The 19,237-nt window shown below is 68.0% G+C and carries 14 protein-coding genes; 8 read left to right on the forward strand and 6 right to left on the reverse strand.

Annotated features, from left to right (window positions below; all coding sequences use genetic code 11):
- Positions 1-2: 2 nt before the first annotated feature.
- The 3 genes from ACFFDA_RS28935 to ACFFDA_RS28945 all read right to left on the reverse strand — a co-directional run bounded on the left by ACFFDA_RS28935 (position 3) and on the right by ACFFDA_RS28945 (position 3,518).
- Complete coding sequence (locus ACFFDA_RS28935; protein ID WP_404480685.1) at positions 3-779, reverse strand: TSUP family transporter; 777 nt, start codon at positions 777-779, stop codon at positions 3-5.
- A 38-nt stretch (positions 780-817) separates the two neighbouring features.
- Positions 818-1,342 (reverse strand): GreA/GreB family elongation factor, encoded by a 525-nt coding sequence (locus ACFFDA_RS28940; protein ID WP_404480686.1) that lies wholly within the window; start codon positions 1,340-1,342, stop codon positions 818-820.
- A gap of 196 nt (positions 1,343-1,538) precedes the next feature.
- Positions 1,539-3,518 (reverse strand): lytic transglycosylase domain-containing protein, encoded by a 1,980-nt coding sequence (locus ACFFDA_RS28945; RefSeq protein WP_404480687.1) that lies wholly within the window; start codon positions 3,516-3,518, stop codon positions 1,539-1,541.
- Positions 3,519-3,617: 99 nt separating this feature from the next.
- Here ACFFDA_RS28945 and dapA point away from each other — a divergent pair, with 99 nt between their 5' ends.
- Positions 3,618-4,499 (forward strand): 4-hydroxy-tetrahydrodipicolinate synthase, encoded by an 882-nt coding sequence (gene dapA, locus ACFFDA_RS28950; RefSeq protein ID WP_404480688.1) that lies wholly within the window; start codon positions 3,618-3,620, stop codon positions 4,497-4,499.
- 169 nt (positions 4,500-4,668) lie between these two features.
- Here the strand turns inward: dapA and ACFFDA_RS28955 are convergent, their stop codons facing one another.
- Positions 4,669-6,645 carry an alpha/beta hydrolase family protein gene (locus ACFFDA_RS28955; protein WP_404480689.1) on the reverse strand — a complete coding sequence of 659 codons (1,977 nt, stop codon included), beginning with the start codon at positions 6,643-6,645 and terminating at the stop codon, positions 4,669-4,671.
- A 222-nt stretch (positions 6,646-6,867) separates the two neighbouring features.
- Between ACFFDA_RS28955 and smpB the strand changes: the two genes are divergently transcribed.
- The 4 genes from smpB (at position 6,868) to recA (ending at position 11,583) form a co-directional block, all read left to right on the forward strand.
- Positions 6,868-7,350, forward strand: coding sequence for an SsrA-binding protein SmpB (smpB, locus tag ACFFDA_RS28960; RefSeq protein ID WP_404480690.1), 483 nt, complete (start codon positions 6,868-6,870; stop codon positions 7,348-7,350).
- Positions 7,351-7,366: 16 nt separating this feature from the next.
- Positions 7,367-7,960, forward strand: a complete 594-nt coding sequence (locus tag ACFFDA_RS28965) for a DUF2062 domain-containing protein (RefSeq protein ID WP_404480691.1) — start codon at positions 7,367-7,369, stop codon at positions 7,958-7,960.
- Positions 7,957-10,377 carry an ATP-binding protein gene (locus tag ACFFDA_RS28970; RefSeq protein WP_404480692.1) on the forward strand — a complete coding sequence of 807 codons (2,421 nt, stop codon included), beginning with the start codon at positions 7,957-7,959 and terminating at the stop codon, positions 10,375-10,377. Before ACFFDA_RS28965 ends, ACFFDA_RS28970 begins: the two co-directional genes overlap by 4 nt.
- A gap of 132 nt (positions 10,378-10,509) precedes the next feature.
- Entirely contained in the window at positions 10,510-11,583 is a 1,074-nt protein-coding gene (gene recA, locus ACFFDA_RS28975) for a recombinase RecA (protein ID WP_404480693.1), read from the forward strand.
- Positions 11,584-12,262: 679 nt separating this feature from the next.
- On the opposite strand, the gene ACFFDA_RS28980 is transcribed toward recA, so the two are convergent.
- Positions 12,263-12,961, reverse strand: coding sequence for a glutathione S-transferase (locus ACFFDA_RS28980; protein WP_404480694.1), 699 nt, complete (start codon positions 12,959-12,961; stop codon positions 12,263-12,265).
- Positions 12,962-13,171: 210 nt separating this feature from the next.
- Between ACFFDA_RS28980 and alaS the strand changes: the two genes are divergently transcribed.
- The 3 genes from alaS to ACFFDA_RS28995 are packed head-to-tail and all read left to right on the forward strand — an operon-like array spanning position 13,172 to position 17,248.
- A complete protein-coding gene (gene alaS / locus ACFFDA_RS28985; RefSeq protein WP_404480695.1) occupies positions 13,172-15,832 on the forward strand; it encodes an alanine--tRNA ligase in 2,661 nt (886 codons plus the stop codon).
- Positions 15,833-15,837: 5 nt separating this feature from the next.
- Positions 15,838-16,320, forward strand: coding sequence for a hypothetical protein (locus ACFFDA_RS28990; protein ID WP_404480696.1), 483 nt, complete (start codon positions 15,838-15,840; stop codon positions 16,318-16,320).
- Positions 16,313-17,248 carry a glutaminase gene (locus ACFFDA_RS28995; RefSeq protein ID WP_404480697.1) on the forward strand — a complete coding sequence of 312 codons (936 nt, stop codon included), beginning with the start codon at positions 16,313-16,315 and terminating at the stop codon, positions 17,246-17,248. Before ACFFDA_RS28990 ends, ACFFDA_RS28995 begins: the two co-directional genes overlap by 8 nt.
- Before the next feature lie 72 nt (positions 17,249-17,320).
- On the opposite strand, the gene ACFFDA_RS29000 is transcribed toward ACFFDA_RS28995, so the two are convergent.
- Positions 17,321-19,108, reverse strand: a complete 1,788-nt coding sequence (locus ACFFDA_RS29000) for a cation:proton antiporter (RefSeq protein ID WP_404480698.1) — start codon at positions 19,106-19,108, stop codon at positions 17,321-17,323.
- Between the last annotated feature and the right edge of the window lie 129 nt (positions 19,109-19,237).

Genomic DNA, 19,237 nt, shown 5'->3' on the forward strand with positions numbered 1-19,237 from the left:
GGTTAGCGAAACACACTCCACAGCGGGTTGGCCGGGTCGGACAGCAGCTTGATCGTCAGCGCGAAGGACATGACCACCAGCAGTGGCCGCACCCCGCGCCCGCCGAAACGGATCGCCAGCCGGGCGCCCACCTGATTGCCGGCGACGTTCGCGGCGGCCATGCCCGCGCCCAGCAGCCACAGCACCTTGCCTCCCGCGATCAGAGCGATGAGCCCCGCGAGGTTGGTGGCGAGGTTCAGGAACTTGGTGTTGGCGATCGCCCGCACGAGGCCGAGGCCACCCAGGGCCACCAGGGCGGTGGTCAGGAACGACCCGGTGCCGGGCCCGAAGAAGCCGTCGTAGAACCCGATGCCGGTGGTGATCGCGGTCAGGCCCCAGCGGCCGAGGCGGGCATGGCGATCGACCTCGCTCATCGGCGGGGCCAGCAGGAAGTACAGGCCCATTGCGATCAGCAGCACCGGCACGAAGGCGGCCAGGAATCGGGGGTCGACGAACTGGACGGCGGTGCCCCCCGCCATCGAACCCAGGAACGCGCCCAGCGCCGGCAGCGCGAAGGCCTTGAGGTCGACGTGGCCGGCGCGGTGGAAGGTGAGGAAGGCGGACGCGGTGCCGATGGTGCTCTGCAGCTTGTTGGTCGCCAGCGCCGCGACGGGCGGGATGCCGGCGGCCATCAGCGCCGGGATCGTCAGCAACCCGCCGCCACCGGCCAGCGCGTCGATGGCGCCGGCGAGGAAGGCGATGCAGATCAGGAACGAGATGGCTTCGACGGTGAGGTGCATCCGGTGCGCTAAGCCGAGTTCATCGTCGAAAGCAAAGACTACCGTTCCGGCGTTTCGGAGGCCTGCGCTTTGGGGTCCGGTCTTTCGGGATAGGTGATCGCGATGATCTCCCACTCCTTCTCGCCCGAAGGCAGCCGGACAGTGCGCAAGTCGCCCACCGCGGCGCTGCGCAAGGCGCGGGCGATGGGGGCGCTCCAGCCGATGCGGCCGGCGGAGGCGTCCTGCTCGTCGTCGCCGACGATGGTGAGGATCAGGCGCTCGTCCTCGTCGTCTGCCAGTTCCACGGTGGCGCCGAAGAACACCTTGCCGCGCTCGCCCTGTGCCGCCGGGTCGACGACGCGCAGCGCCTTCATGCGGCGGGCGAGGTAGGACAGCTCCCGGTCGATCTCGCGCATTCGCTTGCGGCCGTAGAGGTAGTCGCCGTTTTCCGACCGATCGCCGTTGCCGGCCGCCCACGAGACGATCTCGACGATGGCGGGGCGCTCGGTGCCGAGCAGGTGGTCGTAGCGGGCGCGCAGGGACGCCATGCCGGTGGGAGAGATGGGAGGGCCTACGGGATTCATCGCGTCGTCCTTAGGGCGATGGGCGAGGGCGGGCCAAGCGGAAAAGAGGTGGCGCGCGCGGGGGGGCGGAAAAGGAAGAGGGGTGCACGCGAAGACGCGAAGATGTCGTGGTGTGCCGCAGGCCTGCTTGCCGTTCGACGCTGCGTCAGACGCACCGTGACGAGACGAGGCCTCGGCGTGCTCCCCTTTTAGACCCTCATCCGGGCTGCCGCTTGCCCGGCATCAGGCGCGACAGCTTGTTCGCGCCCGTATAATCCGACTTGCCCGGGTACATCGTCTCGTAGACCACGGCGTTTTCGAGCACGCGCTGGACGTAGTTCTTGGTCTCGTAGATCGGGATCTGCTCCATCCAGTCGATCCAGTCGATCGCCCCGGTGCGCGGGTCGCCGTTGGCCTTGAGCCACTTGTTCACGTTGCCGGGGCCTGCATTGTAGGCCGCGACGGCGAGCGGCGTGGCGCCGCCGTAATAGTCCATCATCCGGCCGAAGTAGCCGTCGCCCAGGCGGATGTTGTAGGTCGGGTCGGAGACCAGCGCGGACTGGTCGTAGGGCAGACCCAGCTTGCCCGCCTGCTCGCGCGCGGTGCCGGGCATCAACTGCATCAATCCGCTGGCGCCGGCGTGGCTGAGCGCGTTCTGGGCGAACTGGCTCTCCTGCCGGGCGAGCGCGTGGACCATCGTCCAGTTGGTGCCGGGCGGGGTGGGGACGAGCGGGAACGAGATCTGGCCGAACTGGTCGAAGCCACCGGCATGCGCGCTCTGGCCCATGATGACGGCAAGGTCGCGGCGGCCGATCTGGCGAGCGAGATCGGCGACAAGCACGTAGTCCTCGGTGGTCTGCGCCTGGTCGGAAATCTCGCGGTAGAACTGAACGCCGGTGCGCCAGTCGGCATCGCGGGCGACGTCGCGCACCGCGCTGGTGATCGGCAGTCCGGCGAAGGAAACGCGCTGTGCCTGGCTGGGCACGGCGGTCGGCCGGGTGTCGAGATTGGGAATCGGGCGGCCCAGCCGCTCGAGCGAGAGCTGGCCGTAGAAGTACTGCGGATACTGTGCGGCCATCTCGAAGTAGCGGTTGGCGCCGGCCATGTCGCCGCCGATCGCCAGCGCGCGGCCGGCCCAGTAGAAGCCCTTGGAGCGGGTGCCCGGGGTCTGCGCCGCGGCGCCGTAGCGATAGAACAGCGGGGCCGCGCGTCGGGCATCGCCCAGCGACCACAGCGCCTTGGTGCCGCCCAGCCAGACCAGCGTCGTATAGTCGTCGCGCACCCGGAACGAGAGGCGGCTGACGTCGGTGCCCGGCGCGAAGCCGTCGTCGATCGAGCCGGCGATGCGCACCGCGCTGCTGGCGTCTGCCCCGCGCGCGGCGGTGAGCAGTTCCTTAACCCACAGCTCCTGCTCCGGCACCGGGCGCGCCAGTGGCGGGCGGTTGGCGAGCAGGGCGATGGCGCCGGGCAGGTTGCCCGAGCGGCGCGCCTGCACCGCGCGGTTGTAGATGTAGCCGGGGTCCGAGGAGACGTCGGCCGGCAGGCTCACGCCCATGGTCCCGGGCACCTGGCCCTGCAGCAGCGACAGCCGCTCCATGAACACGCCGCGCCGGGCGGCCGAAACGAACGAGACCTGCCGCTCGGCCTGCGCGGTCTCGCCTTGCCACAGCAGCGCGTCCATGCGGGCGTCGTGGTCGGCGGTGGTCAGCCGGTCGCGGTAGAGGGAGAAGATCGCGTTTTCGTCGACCGGGATGAGGCTCCCCTTGCGCCAGGCGGCGACCGCGTTGGCCGGCGCATCGGCGCGGCGCATCGTCGAAAGCGCCACGGCGTAACGGCCCGCTGCCTTGCTCGTCATCGGCGCATAGCGGTCGAAATAGGCGATGACCGAGCCGGTATCGGGCGATTCGGTCAGCAGCGCCTTTTCCGCGAAGCCCCGGATCTTGTCCTGCTGCGGGTAGCCAGGATAGGCCAGCAGGAAGCTGGTATAGGCCGCGAAGCCCATGCGATCGTTGGTGGAGAGCAATTTCCAGCGGTCGATCGACTGGTGAACCGCCATGTCGTGCGACTGCATCGACTGCGCCCGCGCCGCGTCCCATTCGCGCCCGTCCGAGGACTGGGCCTGCACGGCGGCGGGGGTGGCGAAAGCGGCCAGAGAAATGCTCAGCAGCAGGTGGGGGGTGCGCAACATGCTGGACATTTTGGAAAGAGGCTCCTTATCAGGCGCTGAACATGACGTTCGGGCGCGGGGGCGGTTCCCCGACCTGGCGATCATTGAACACCACCAGAGGTAAAGTCCATGTTCTCCGGCTCCATTCCCGCGCTTGTCACACCGTTTCGCGACGGAGCGTTCGACGAACAGGCTTTCCGCCGGCTCGTCGACTGGCAGATCGAGTCGGGCTCCTCGGCTCTGGTGCCCTGCGGCACGACCGGCGAAAACTCGACGCTTTCCAACGCCGAACACCATCGCGTCATCGAAGTCTGCATCGAGCAGGCCGCTGGGCGCGTGCCGATCATCGCCGGGTGCGGCAGCAACGACACGATGAACGCGCTTTTGCACATGAACTTCTCGAAGAAGTGCGGCGCCGCCGCCGCGCTTCTCGTCGCGCCCTACTACAATCGCCCCAGCCAGGAAGGCCTGCTCGCCCACTTCGGCTACCTCGCCGAGCACAGCGACCTGCCGATCGTGCTCTACAACGTGCCCGGCCGCACGGTGACCGACCTGCTGCCCGAAACGGTCTGCGAACTCGCGCGTCGCCATCCGGGCCGCTTCATCGCCATCAAGGACGCCAGCGGCGACCTCAGCCGCGTGACCGACCACCGCATGGGCATCGGCAAGGAATTCGTGCAGCTATGCGGCGACGACGAACTGGCGCTGCCGTTCAACGCGGCCGGCGGCGTCGGCTGCATCTCGGTCACCGCCAACGTGGCGCCGCGCCTCTGCGCCGATTTCCAGGCCGCCTGCGCCGCCAACGACCTGGAAGAGGCGCGTCGTCTCAACGACCTGCTCTACCCGCTGCACTACGCCATGTTCGAGGACAGCTCCCCGGGCCCCTGCAAGTACGCGCTGGCGCAGGTCCACGACTGGATCGAGAACGAGCTGCGCCTGCCGCTGGTCCCCTGTGGCGACAAGGCCCGCACGGCCGTCGACGAAGCGCTGGTCCACGCCGGGCTGCTGTAACTCCGCCGTCCCGGGCTCGGCCCGGGACCGTGGGCAGGGGCCCGGACTCGGCCCGGGACCGTGGGCAAGGGCCCGCCGAAGTCGCGCCAGGGCGCTGCGCCGGCAGTGCCCATCGCGAAGATTGCCTTGGGAGTACCCCGTGGTCCCGGACCAGGTCCGGGACGACGCTTCACTCCGCCGGGTTGTTCTTCTGCACGAAGCGCATGGTCTCGCTGAGCATGCGCTTGCGGGTTTCCTCCCGCGAGAGCCAGTGGTCCTCGCCTTCCAGCGTCACCAGTTCATAGGGCTTGCCGGCGTCCTTGAGCGCGTCGGCCATGACCTGGCTCTGCTTGTAGGGCACCACGGTGTCATCCTTGCCGTGGATCAGCAGGACGGGGGCATCGGCCTTGGCGGCAAAGCGGCGGGGAGAGACCTGGTCGTAGCCCTTGGGATCGCCGAGCTGTTCTCGCAGGGCCTTGTCCAGCATCTTGGAATTGCCGCTCTCGCGCACGTCGGTCGCATACATCAGCTTGAGGTCCGCGACGCCCGCCACCGAGACGGCGCAGCGGTAGAGCCCCTGTTGCAGGGTGACGCCGGCCAGAGCCGCATAGCCGCCGTAGCTGGCGCCGACGATGCAGGCGCGGGCGGGATCGACCAGGCCCCGCTTCGCCAGTTCGGCGAGGCCGTCGGAGATGTCGGTCTGCATCTTGCGCCCCCATTCGCCGTCGCCGGCGTGGCGGAACGCGTCGCTGCCCCCCGTCGATCCGCGGAAATTGGGCTGGAACACCGCATATCCGCGCGAGGCGAAGGCCTGGGCCCACCAGTCGAAATCGGGCGTATCGTGCGCGGCCGGGCCGCCGTGCGGCAGCAGGACGACCGGGAGGCGTTCGCTCTTGCGTCCGGGCGGCAGGGTCAGCACGCCGTCCATCTCCAGGCCATCGCCGGCGGTATAGGAGACGACCGAGATCGGGCCGACCTGTTCCGGCGCGATCCGCGGGCGCTCGTCGGCGAAGGGGTCGGCGCGCCGCGCCGTCACGTCGACGATGTAGTAGGTGCCGCTGTCGTTGCTGCCGGTGGTGCGCAGGAGCACTTTCGCAAAGTCCGGCGTCCAGTCGACCAGATGGACCTCGCGCCCCGCGAAGGCCTTGAAGGTGCGGCGCAGTGCGCTCTGGTGGACGGGATCGTTCATGATCGTCTCGCTCTTGTCGCCGCCGGTGCGATAGCCGATCATGCTGCCGGTCCTGCGGTCGACGAAGATGCGCTGGACGTTCACGTCCTTGAGGATTTCCTGGGGAGTGCCGCCGGCCAGCGGCACTTCGAACCAGCGGTCGTTCCCGTCCTCGTCCTCGACCTGGTAGATCACCGAGGAGCCGTCCTTGCCGAAGGAAAGCAGGCTGACGTCGCCCGTGGGATCGACCCCGCGCACGAGTTCCTGGCCCTTGGCGAGGTTGATCTTCCAGGTCCCGGTCGTCTCGGCGATGTCGAGCACCACGGAAACCTTGCCGGCCGCGTCGACCAGCCAGTCGCGGTAGTGGTTCTCGTCCGGGGCCGGCGCCGCGAGCCGGGCGCGGTTGGTCGCCAGGTCCACCGCATAGAGTGTGGTGCGGCCATGGCGGAATTGTACTCCATCGCGCCCGACGTCGAGCGCGAGGCCACCGAAGAAGCCGACCGTGCGTCCCTCGATGATCCGGATTCCGTAATTGCCGCGCGTGGTATCGGCGATGGCCTGCTCCCTGCCGAAGACCATGCCGGACTGATTGCCCGGGTTCATCGACAGGATGATCGTGCCGTTAAGCTCGTACTTGGCGGCGGCGAAGCCGAACATCGCGACCGTGGCGCTGTTGGTCAGCAGGGCAGTGTCGTCGTCGGCCCATGCGATTCCGCGCACCTTGTTCTTGCCCGATGCGGCGTTGAGGATGGTCTTGCCGTCCTTGGTCACGACGACCCGGCGTTCGCCCCCGGTCTGCACGATGGTCGCGATCGAATGGCCGTCCGGCGAGACCGCGGCGTCCTCGATCCGCGGCAATTCGCCATAGGCGTCCAGCGGTGGTGGCGCGGGTAAAGTGGCGGCGGCGTTGTCAGGCGGCGTTTGTTCGGCCGCCACCGCGAACGAGGATTGGAGACTCAGGAAGGCGGCTGGAATCGCTGCCCGTAGGATGGAATGCATCGTGTGATCGGCCCCTGTTACGCCCGGGATATCCCAATCCGGCAGGGACTTGGCAAGGCAAGCGGCGAAACTTGCACGGTTAACTTCGGTTCACCGCACCATCGCACAGACCTCCACCGGCGCGCATCTCGATCGGCGCCGCCGCCGCCCGGGCCGTCACATCGCAAAATGGGGCAAACGGGCGTTTTCTTTTGTCGCGCACATCCCTACATGCGCCCTATCATGGCACGCCCCCAGAACTCCCTTTTCGACAAAGCCAAGACCGTCGCGGAAAACCGCAAGGCTCGCTTCGATTACTTCATCGAGGACAAGTTCGAGGCGGGCATCGCGCTGACCGGCACCGAAGTGAAATCGCTCCGTTTCGGCGAGGGCTCGATCGCCGAATCCTTCGCCGAGATCCGCGGAGGAGAATGCTGGCTGGTCAATGCCAACGTGCCCGAGTTCAGCCACGGCAACCGCTTCAACCACGTCCCCAAGCGGCCGCGCAAGCTGCTGCTGCACGAGCGCGAGATTTCCCGCCTCCAGGGCGCGGTGGAACGCAAGGGCATGACCCTGGTGCCGCTCTCGATCTACTTCAACAGCCGCGGCCGCGCCAAGGTCGAACTGGCGCTCGCCAAGGGCAAGAACGCGGCGGACAAGCGCACCACCATCAAGGACCGTGAATGGAAGCGCGACCAGGCCCGCATCATGCGCGACCACGGGTGAGGGGGGCGATCGCGGCATGAGCGCGCTGCTTCACCGCATGTCCGTCTGGCTGCACCGGCAGATGCCGACGCATTCGCAGCTGGAAGGCAATCGCTTCACGCGGCCTTTCGCCAAGCGGCAGGAACTGTTCCGCTTCACCCGCCGCTCGGTGCCGCGCGGAATGGCCGTGGGTATGTTCATCGGCATCTTCGCGCTGATCCCGGGCGTCCAGATCGTCGGGGCGGCGCTGCTGTGCGTGCCGTTCCGCGGAAACATCCCGCTGGCCGCGGCCGTCACGTTCATCAGCAACCCGTTCACGACGCTGCTGGTCATCCTTCCGCTTGCGGTCGCGATCGGCAACACCTTCGGCTATCACGCCGACATCGCGACGGTGAATGCCATGGTCCGCGAAGGGGCGGGGCTGGAGCAGTGGTGGCACTGGTTGCTGTCGGACACGGCGCCCTCGGTGGTCATCGGCCTGTTCATCCAGTCGGTGATCGCCGCCGTCGTCAGCTACGTGCTGTCGATGTGGTTCTGGCGCTGGTGGATCGGACGCAAGCACCACGCCCGCCGGCTGCGGCCGGCGATCCGCAAGGTCGTGCCGGAAACCCAGTCGGACGCGCCTGCATGACGGCGCGTGCCGATAGAGCCGGGTCCTTTCCCGACGTCCTGGTCGTCGTCGTCGCCCTGCTGGTGAGCGCGGGCCTGGTCTGGCTGGTCTCGGGCGATGCCCTGCTGATGGTGGTCTTCGTCGCCGCCATGGCCGTGCTCGGCGCGCTCGGCTGGATGGCCTCGAACCGGCGGGCGCCCGTGGTCGATGCCGAATTCGCCCAGCCCGACTGGTCGGTCACCGTCGCCGCGATCGAGCGGCCCGACATGGGCGTCGCCATCACCGACCGCGCCGGTCGCCTGACTTGCGCCAATCCCTGCTTCGAGGCCTGGTTCGGTGCCGGCAGCGCACCGCCGCGCCTGCCTGTCGCCCACGCCTCGCTCGAACGCCTCGCCGACGCCACTCGCCGCGCCTGGCGTGACGGGCACGGGACGGCCGAGATCGCCAGCGAGGAAGGCGGCCACTGGCGCGCCGACGTGCGCCGCGCCGGCCGCGGCGACGATTTCCTCGTCTGGCGAATCTCCTCGATCAGCGCCACCGACCCGGTGGCCGAACTCGTCACCCAGCTAGATGGCAAGCTCGGACGCGGCCTCGCCAAGGCCGGCATCGCCGCCGCGCTGGTCGATCCCGACGGCTCGATCCGCGCCGCCAGCGCCGGCTTCGCCCAGCGTGCCCTCGGCGATGCCAAGGCCGACATGACCGGCGCCGACTTCGTCGCCCTGCTCAGCCAGGAGGAGGGCGAACGGATCGGCTGGGCGCGCGATGGCGGTCGCGGCGGGGCGCTGGTGCTCTACCACGTGCCCGTCGCCGATCCCGACCTTCCGGCCGACCCGGACCCGGCCACCACGCCTTCGCTGATGCTGGTGGTCGAGGCCGGACAGGGCATCGGCGCCAGCGCCGGCGGTACCGGCTCGGCGCCGCACCTCGAAGCCCTGCTCAGCCAGCTTCCGCTGGGCCTTGCCATGGCCGACCGCGACGGGCGCCTGCTCTTCGCCAACCCCGCCTTCATGCGCGCCGCCGGTCACGAGCAGCAGGAGCCGCCGACCTATCCGACCGACCTCGTCGTCAAGGACGACAAGCGCGCCTTGTCCGAGGCGATCCGCCGCTTCGCGCAAGGCCCGGCGGCTGCCGGCGACCTCGCGGTCCGCCTCGTCGCCCAGCCCGAGGACCCGGTCTCGCTCAGCCTCGCTGGCGTGCGCGGTCTGGGCGAGGCGGCGGTGCTGCTCGGCCTGACCGACACGTCGGAGGAAATCCGCCTCAAGCGCCAGGTCGCGCAGGCCACCAAGATGCAGGCGGTCGGCCAGCTTGCAGGCGGTGTCGCGCACGATTTCAACAACGTGCTGACCGCCATCCTGGGGACTTGCGACCTCATGCTGATGCGCCACACGCCGGGCGACTCGGACTACGACGACATCCAGCAGATCCGGGCCAATTCGAACCGTGCCGCCTCGCTGACCCGCCAGCTCCTCGCCTTCTCGCGCCAGCAGACCCTACGGCCCGAGACGCTGCAGCTCCCCGACATCGTCGCCGACATCTCGCAGATGCTGCGCCGCCTGATCGGCGAGAAGATCCAGCTCGTCGTCACCCACGACCGCGATCTGGGTCCGGTGCGCGCCGACCCGACCCAGCTCGAACAGGTCATCGTCAATCTCGCGGTCAACGCGCGCGACGCCATGCAGTCGCGCGGCGACGGTGCCGGACGGCTCGTCCTCGCCACTCGCAAGGTCACCACCACCGACGTGCGCGCGATGCGCAGCGAGATCATCCCGGCGGGCGAATATACCGCGCTCATCGTCGAGGATACCGGCGGGGGCATCCCTCCGGAAATCCTCGGCAAGATCTTCGAGCCGTTCTTCACCACCAAGGAGCAGGGCAAGGGCACGGGCCTGGGCCTCTCGACCGTCTACGGCATCGTCAAGCAGTCGGGCGGCTTCATCTTCGCCGAGAGCGAGGCCGGAAAAGGCACGCGCTTCACCGTCTACCTGCCGGTCCACCATGTCGCCCCCGGCAGCGCTCCCGAGATCGTGCAGGCCAAGCCCGAGCCGCCGCCGACCCAGTGGGCGGGCGGCGGTTCGATCCTGCTGGTCGAGGACGAGGACCCGGTCCGCATCGTCGCCGAGCGCGCGCTCACGCGCCAGGGCTACAAGGTCACTTGCGCGCGCGACGGCGAGGAGGGGCTCGAACTGGTGCAGGATGGCCTCAAGTTCGACATCGTCGTCTCCGACGTCGTCATGCCGACGATGGACGGCCCGGCGATGGCCCGCGAGATTCGCCGCTTCGCCCCCGATCTGCCGGTGCTGTTCATGTCGGGCTATGCCGAGGAGCAATTGCGCAAGCAGATCGGCATCACCAACGCCTGGTTCATGCCCAAGCCGTTCTCGGTGCAGCAACTGTCAGAAAAAGTCGGGGAAGTTCTCGCGCGCATGGCGCAACGCTGATTCGGCGGCGGCGGGCCGTTAAAAAACGGAAATCTGCCGAAGTTCCCCTCTTGTTCTAGTGGAACAAAGGGAATACATAGCCCTTCGTGACGTTGACCTTTCCGGTCAGCCCGGTAGCAAAGGGGAAGAGACATGGCTGCTCAGCTCAAGCTGATCCAGGAAGGCAAGGAAAAGGACGCAATGGACCGTCAAAAGGCGCTCGAAGCAGCGCTGGCCCAGATCGACAAGGCATTCGGCAAGGGCTCGGCGATGAAGCTGGGCTCGAAGGAGACGATGCAGGTCGAAGCGATCTCGACCGGCTCGCTCGGCCTGGATATCGCGCTCGGCGTGGGTGGCCTGCCGCGCGGCCGCGTGATCGAGATCTACGGCCCGGAAAGCTCGGGCAAGACCACGCTCGCGCTCCACGTCATCGCCGAAGCGCAGAAGACCGGTGGCACCGCCGCCTTCATCGACGCAGAACACGCGCTCGATCCGGTCTATGCCAAGAAGCTGGGCGTCAACATCGACGAACTGATCGTCTCGCAGCCCGATACGGGTGAGCAGGCGCTGGAAATCGTCGACACGCTGGTCCGTTCGAACGCGATCGACGTGCTGGTGGTCGATTCGGTCGCGGCGCTCGTTCCCCGCGCCGAAATCGAAGGCGAGATGGGCGACAGCCACGTCGGTCTTCAGGCCCGCCTGATGAGCCAGTCGCTGCGCAAGCTCACCGGCTCGATCAGCCGTTCGCGCTGCATGGTGATCTTCATCAACCAGCTGCGCATGAAGATCGGCGTCATGTACGGCAACCCCGAGACGACCACCGGCGGCAACGCGCTCAAGTTCTACGCCTCGGTCCGCCTCGACATCCGCCGCACCGGCGCGATCAAGGACCGCGACGAAGTCGTCGGCAACGCGACCCGCGTGAAGGTGGTGAAGAACAAGGTCGCCCCTCCGTTCAAGCAGGTCGAGTTCGACATCATGTATGGCGAGGGTGTCTCCAAGATCGGTGAAATCCTCGACCTCGGCGTCAAGGCCGGCGTCGTCGAGAAGTCGGGCGCGTGGTTCAGCTACGATTCGGTCCGCATCGGCCAGGGTCGTGAGAACTCCAAGACCTACCTGAAGCAGAACCCCGAAGTCGCCGACCGTCTCGAAAAGGCGATCCGCGCCAAGACCGAAGGTCTTGCCGAGGAAATGATGGCGGGTCCGTCCGAGGAAGACGACGTATAAGCCGTCGCGCTCCCGAAGCGATGAAACAGGAACCCCGGCCTTCGTGCCGGGGTTTTCTGTATCGGGGGCCTGGCCGGGCGTCGGTCCTGCAAAAGCGGGGGTTGCGGGCCTTCTTTGGAGAGAGATGGCGCGAAGTTGCCTCCCTTTCGTCGTTGCCACCCCGGGGAAGCCCGGAGGACGCAACCCAGAGCGGTTTATGCCGGCCCTGGGTCTATTCCTCGGGCTTCGGCTCGGCCGCAACGACGATTTGACGAAAGTCATCCCGTTTCGGGCGCGGCTTCGCCGCTAGTCTTAATACCGCGCCGCGCCGCTGAGACGGGGCTGCGTTGCCTTCGCACCCGGCCGAACCGGGGAAGACGCGCGAGGCGAAAGCTCCAGACGAACACCGCCCATAGGCCTGAAAACCCCCAACCCTCTCGTTGGGGAGGTTCGTCCGTCTTGCGACGCGCATTTCCAAATTGTGCTTCGGCTGATCGAAGCGCCAACGAGCGGTTGGCAAGCCCTGCCGTACCGAGGAAGCCGGGGTCCCGGCTCTTGGTATGCGTCATCGGATTTTCGGGAAAAAGTCGGCCGGCGCAGATCGGGAGGGGTGGGGGGAAGAGCCGCGCCGGCCTTCACACTCGATAACATCGAAGCGTCCAATCCGTTCCTGGCCGCCGCCATTTTTGTCGCGACCGCCTTATTCAAGCACCGCGCGCAGCGATTTTTCGATCTCCCCGCCGCAATAGGCATCGCCATAGCCCTCGAAAGTCCGGACCTCGAGCGCAGCCAGTGCCGGAACCTCCTGCATCCGCCGGACCAGCGCTGCCGTGAAAGGCGCCACTTGGGCGAGCATGGCGGCGATCGGCGGGAAACGGTCACCCATCGTCGACCACAGCGTTGCAGTGACGATGTCGGCGACGCCTGCATTTTCGGTCCCGAGCAGGAATCCCGCATCGGCCGAAAGCCCGTTCGCGCGGCCGGCTGCCTCCCAGAACGACATCCAGCGCTGGAGCCGGGGCATGAAGGCACGCCACTTGTCCCGGGTCCACATCTCGCGCCCGCCGTCCAGCGTGATCTCGTCGATCACGTCGTTGGCGTCGTTCACGATCTTGGCCGTCATGGCCCGTCCCTGGGCACTGTCGGGAACGAGGCCGAGCGTCTCGCCCAGGTACAGGGCGATGGCGGGCATCTGCGACAAGGTGAACCCGCTCGCCCGGTCGACCAGCAAAGGTGGCCCCATGAACGGTATGGGCTGGTCCCGGGGCTCGGCCTGCAGCAGCGCACCGATGGCATCGGAATCGTGCTCGACCCAGTCCTTCCCGGCATAGGCCAGGATCGCACGGATGAATTGCCCGCGAAACGGCACGGGCCAGTAATATAGATCGTACCCGGCCATCGCCCGCAACTCCCGTCGGCTCGAAAAAATCGAGGATTACGAGGGCAAACGGACCGGTGACCAAGAGGCTCCCGGCCGCCGTCGCCCGTGGCCGCATCGTTCGTCGTGGGGCGAATCCGCCACAACGGCGCTGCTTATCGCAATTCCCGAACAGTCTGACCGCAGACAACCGCTTGCCGACCTTGCTCGCGTGATTTATCGGCGCGGGTTATGCAGACGACCAACGACATCCGCCGGTCCTTCCTCGACTATTTCGCCAGCAATGGTCACGAGGCCGTCCAATCCGCGCCGCTCGTTCCTTACAACGATCCGACGCTGATGTTCGTCAATGCCGGCATGGTGCCGTTCAAGAACGTGTTCACCGGGCTCGAGACCCGCGCGACGCCGCGCGCCACCTCCTCGCAGAAGTGCGTGCGCGCAGGCGGCAAGCACAACGACCTCGACAACGTGGGCTACACCGCGCGCCACCATACGTTCTTCGAAATGCTGGGGAATTTTTCTTTCGGCGATTATTTCAAGGAGCAGGCGATCACCCACGCCTGGACGCTCCTGACGAAGGAATGGGCGCTCCCGGTCGAAAAGCTGCTGGTCACCGTCTACCACACCGACGACGAGGCCTTCGACTTGTGGAAGAAGGTCGCCGGGCTTCCCGACAGCAAAATCATCCGCATCCCCACCAAGGACAACTTCTGGGCGATGGGCGACGAAGGCCCGTGCGGCCCGTGCTCGGAAATCTTCTACGACCACGGCGACCACATCTGGGGCGGACCTCCGGGAAGCCCCGAGGAAGACGGCGACCGCTTCATCGAGATCTGGAACCTGGTCTTCATGCAGTTCGAGCAGTCGGCCGGCGAGATCGTCGGCAACCTGCCCAAGCCCTCGATCGACACCGGCATGGGGCTCGAGCGCGTCTCGGCGGTCATGCAGGGGGTGCACGACAACTACGACATCGACACCTTCAAGGCACTGATCGCCGCATCGGAAAGCCTCACCGGCGTTGCCGCCGAGGGTGACAGCCGCGCCAGCCATCGCGTCATCGCCGACCACTTGCGTTCGACCAGCTTCCTGCTGGCCGACGGCGTGCTGCCTTCGAACGAGGGCCGCGGCTACGTCCTGCGCCGCATCATGCGCCGTGCGATGCGCCACGCGCACCTCTTGGGCGCGCGCGATCCGCTGATGCATCGCCTGGTGCCTGCGCTCGTCGCCGAGATGGGCCAGGCCTATCCGGAACTCGGCCGTGCGCAGCCGCTGATCGAGGAGACGCTGGAGCGCGAGGAAATCCAGTTCCGCCGTACCCTGTCGAACGGCCTCAAGCTGCTCGACGAGGCGACCGTCGACCTGGGCGAGGGCAGCGAACTGCCCGGCGAGACCGCGTTCAAGCTCTACGACACCTTCGGTTTCCCTTATGACCTGACCGAGGACGCGCTGCGTTCGCGCGGCATCGCGGTGGACAAGGCCGGCTTCGATGCGGCCATGGCGCAGCAGAAAGCCGCAGCGCGCGCTGCATGGAAGGGATCGGGCCAGGCCGCCGACAGCGAAGTGTGGTTCGACATCGCCGAGCGCGAAGGCGCCAGCGAGTTCACCGGCTACACCTCGACCACCGGCGAAGGCCAGGTCGTCGCGCTGGTGAAGGACGGCAAGGAAGTGCCCTCGGCCACGGCCGGGGAGCAGGTCGTCGTGCTGACCAACCAGACCCCGTTCTACGGCGAATCGGGCGGCCAGGAAGGCGATCGCGGCACGATCACCGGCTCCGGTGGCCTCAGCATCGCCGTTGTCGACACCGCCAAGCCGCTCGGGCGCCTGCACGCGATGAGCGGCACGGTCGAGGCCGGCACGATCAAGGTCGGCGATGCCGTCAACCTGACCGTCGATGTGATGCGCCGCGATGCGGTGCGCGCCAACCACTCGGCCACGCACCTCCTGCACGCAGCCCTGCGCGGGCGCCTGGGCGAGCACGTGACCCAGAAGGGCTCGCTGGTCGCCGCGGATCGCCTGCGCTTCGACTATTCGCACCCCAAGGCGCTGAGCAACGAGGATATCGCCGCGATCGAGGCCGAAGTGAACGCCGAGATCCGTGCCAACGAGCAGGTGCTGACCCGGTTGATGGCCCCCGAAGATGCCGTCGCCGCAGGGGCCATGGCGCTGTTCGGCGAGAAGTACGGCGACGAGGTCCGCGTCCTCTCGATGGGCCGTTCCTCGGGTGAGCGGACTTATTCGGTCGAACTTTGCGGCGGCACCCACGTGCGCGCCACCGGCGATATCGGCGTGTTCCGCATCGTGTCCGAAAGCGCGGTTTCCTCAGGCGTGCGCCGCATCGAGGCGATGACCGGCGAGGGTGCGCGCCAGTGGTTGGTCGGCCGCGAGGATTCGCTCAAGAACGCCGCCAGCCTGCTGCGCACGACGCCCGAGGACGTCGAGGCGCGCGTCGCTGCATTGCTCGACGAGCGCCGCAAGCTGGAGCGCGAACTGGCCGAGGCCAAGAAGGCGCTTGCGCTTTCGGGCGCCCTCGGCGGCGGTTCGGCCAAGGCCGAGTCGGCTGACGAAGAAGTGGGCGGCGTCAAGTTCTCGGGCCAGGTGCTCGAAGGGCTCGATCCCAAGGACCTGCGCGGGCTGCTCGATCAGGCCAAGCAGCGGCTGGGCTCGGGCGTCGCCGCGATCGTGGCGGTGAACGAGGGCAAGGCGAGCATCGCCGCCGCGGTCACCGAGGACCTCACCGCTACGATCAGCGCCGTCGAACTTGTGCGCAAGGGCGTCGAGGCGCTCGGCGGCAAGGGCGGTGGCGGCCGCGCCGACATGGCGCAAGGCGGGGGACCTGACGGCGCGAAGGCGGCCGACGCCATCGCGGCGGTCAAGGCGGCGCTGGCGGGGTAGCCGGGATGGGCGAGGGCGTTCGCAAGGCTCTGGCCTTCGTCGGGTGCAGCTTCTGGCTGGTGTCCTCGCTCATGCCCATGTTCGGAGGCGCGGCCAAGCACCGCGTGCTGTGCCGCGGGGAGGAATTCCCCGGGCAGGTCGATGCCTGCTTTCACGACTATATTCCCGTCCTCGAACTGATGGCCCCGGTCGGTGCGCTGTTCCTGCTGTTTCCGTTCGCCGCCTTCGCGTCCGCGGCCTGGGCGCCGCCGCCCGGCAAGCGTGCGCAGGCCTGGCGGCTGGCACCGGCGGCCGGCGCGGGAGCTTATCATCCCGCCTTTCCGCTCCTGAGCCTGGCCGGTGCCGGGTGGACCGTGTGGCGGGCAGCGCTTTATTCGATCGATCCCGTGACCATGCCGTTCCTGCTGTTCTGGGCGCTGTTCGCGCTGTGGTTCGCGGCCAGCATGGTGGCGACGTGGCGGGCCGGGCGGGCGCCGCCGCTTGCCTGACATCGCCGCCATTGTCGCGGAAATCGCCGGGGAAATGCGCAATGCCGAGGATCGCGGCACGGTCGCGAGCTACATTCCGCCGCTGGCCTCGGTACCGATCGACAAGTTCGGCATCGCCGTCGTGCTTGCGGATGGCGCGGTCCACGTCGCGGGGGACGCGGACGAGGCCTTCTCGATCCAGTCGATCTCCAAGGTCTTCGCCCTGACCCTGGCCCTGGGCGCGGTGGGGGACCAGTTGTGGAGCCGGGTCGGGCGCGAGCCTTCGGGCAGTGCCTTCAACTCGATCGTCCAGCTCGAGACCGAGCACGGCATTCCGCGCAATCCCTTCATCAATGCCGGGGCGATCGTCGTGTGCGACGTGCTGCTCGGCCGCCTGCAGCCGCGCGAGGCGATCGGGCAGATGCTGCGCTTCGTGCGCGAACTCGCCGGCGACGACGAGGCCATCCGCCTCGACGAGACGGTGGCGCGGGCCGAGCAGGACACCGGCTTTCGCAACATCGCGCTGGCCAACTACATGCGCGCCTTCGGCAATATCCATGGCGACGTCCGCATGGTGCTGGGGACCTACTTCCACTTCTGTGCGCTGGCGATGAGTTGCCGGCAACTGGCGATGGCGGGGCGCTACCTGATGGACGGCGGCCGGGTGGACGGGCACCGCATCGTCACCGCGAGCCGCGCGCGGCGCATCGCGGCGCTGATGATGTCCTGCGGGCATTACGACAATTCGGGCGACTTCGCGTTCCGCATCGGCCTGCCGGGCAAGTCCGGCGTGGGCGGCGGCATCCTGGCGGTGGCGCCGGGCATCGCCAGCATCGCGGTGTGGTCGCCGGGGCTCAACGAGGCGGGCAATTCGCACCTCGGGCAACGGGCGTTGGAGCGGCTGGTTCAGCGCACGGGGTGGTCGGTGTTCGAGCCCCGCGAGGGGTGATGTCGGCAAGATGGTCTGCCGGCCACCTCGTGGTCCTGGATCAGGCCCGGGACGACGAATGGCTGCGTATCCCTACCCCTCGCGCAACTGGCCAGATTTGAGCGACGGCTTCTCCGCGAGGCCGCCGCGTTCCATAATCATCTCGCGGAATTCGTCGCGCTTCTCGTGGATCGAGGCGATCACCGGGCCCATCGCCACGCCCGTCTCGACCAGTGCGGCCTCGCTCAACTGGAGCGAGCTTTCCAGCGTCTCGGGCACCGCGTAGCTGGCGCCGGCACGGTAGAGCTGGGCCGCGTGGTCCGCGTCGCGGGCGCGGGCGAGGATCGGCAGGTCGGGGAATTGCAGCCGCAGCTTGCGCACGATGCGCTGGGCGGTGACCGGCTCGTCCATGGTGAGGATCACCGCCGCGGCCTCCCCGGCGCCGAGGCGCAGCAGCGCGTCGCCGCGCCCGGCGTCGCCGAAGACCACCGAGTAGCCGCGGCGGCGGCCCTCGACGATGAGGTCGGTGTTGCTGTCGATCGCGAGGTAGGGGCGGCCGTGGTAGGCGAGCATGTCGGCGACGAGGTGGCCGACGCGGCCGAAGCCGACGATCAGGGTGCGCGGGCGGCCTGCGTTCGCGCCGTCATCGTCGAGCGCCTGGTGCGGCGCGTCGCCGCCATCGACGCGCTTGCCCATGATCTTGCCGCCGAGCGCGAGGAGCGGGGTGATGGTCAGGCCGAGCGCCGTGACGATCTGCCAGAACTGCGCGGTGCCCGGCTGGATCAGTTGCGCCGAAGTGGCCGCGGTCAGCACGATCAGCGTCGTCTCGGACGGGCTCGACATGAGGATGCCGGTCTCGGTCGCGGTGCCGCGACGGGCACCCATGACGCGCAGCATGAGGCCGGTCACCACCGCCTTGAGCACCACCACCACGACCGTGGCGATCAGGATCGAGCCGAGGTTCTCCCACACGACGAGCAGGTCGATGCTCATGCCGATGGTGATGAGGAAGACGCCGAGCGCGAGGCCCTTGAACGGCTCGGTGATCTGCTCGACCTCGGAGTGGTATTCGGTCTCGGCGATCAGCAGGCCGGCGACGAGAGCGCCGACGATGGGCGAGAGGCCGGCCGCCGCCGTCGCCAGCGAGGCCAGGATCACCACCAGCAGGCTGGCGGCGAGGAACAGCTCGGGGCTCTTGGTGCGCGCGGCCTGGGCGAACAGCGGCGGCAGCAGGTAGCGCCCGAAGATCAGCAGGCCGCCTATCACGACGGTGCCCCACAGCAGGGTGTGGAGCAGTTCGTCGACGCCGTCGCTGCCGGCATGGGGGGCCAGCGCGCCGAGCAGGAAGATGATCGGGACGAGCGCGATGTCCTCGAACAGCAGCATGGCGAGCGCGGCGCGGCCCACCGGCGTGGTGGTCTCGGTGATCTTGAGCACCAGCGCGGTCGAGGACAGCGCCAGCGCCAGGCCCAGCGCCAGCGCGCCGGAAAAGCTCTGGCCGATGGCGGCGAGGATGAAGGTCAGCGCGCCGCCGATCACCAGCAGTTCCAGCGAGCCCAGCCCGAAGACCATGCGGCGCATCTCCCACAGGCGGCCGAAAGACAGCTCCAGCCCGATCGAGAACAGCAGCAGGATGATCCCGAACTCGGCGAAGATATCCAGCCCGTCCGGGTCGGTGATCGTCAGGTACGACAGCCAGGGCAGGTCGAAGACATGCCTGCCGAGGCCAAAGGGGCCGACCAGCAGGCCGACCAGGATGAAGCCGATGACGGGGGTGATGCGGTAGCGGTTGAACACCGGGATGACGATGCCTGCCGCGCCCAGGATCACCAGGGCGTCCGACATCATCGGGGAGTAAAGGTCGCTGCTGCTGCCTGCCATGCGGGCCAGCGTAGGGCAGGGGGCGGCACGAGGGAACCGGGCATGTCGTCCCACTGCGCGAGAAATTGGCGGCGGGCGCTTGTTGCACACTGCGACAAATCCACCGGCACAACCCACGCAACTTCACTT

The sequence above is a fragment of the Novosphingobium sp. BL-52-GroH genome (genome assembly GCF_044813085.1).
In the GTDB taxonomy this organism is placed as follows: Bacteria; Pseudomonadota; Alphaproteobacteria; order Sphingomonadales; family Sphingomonadaceae; genus Novosphingobium.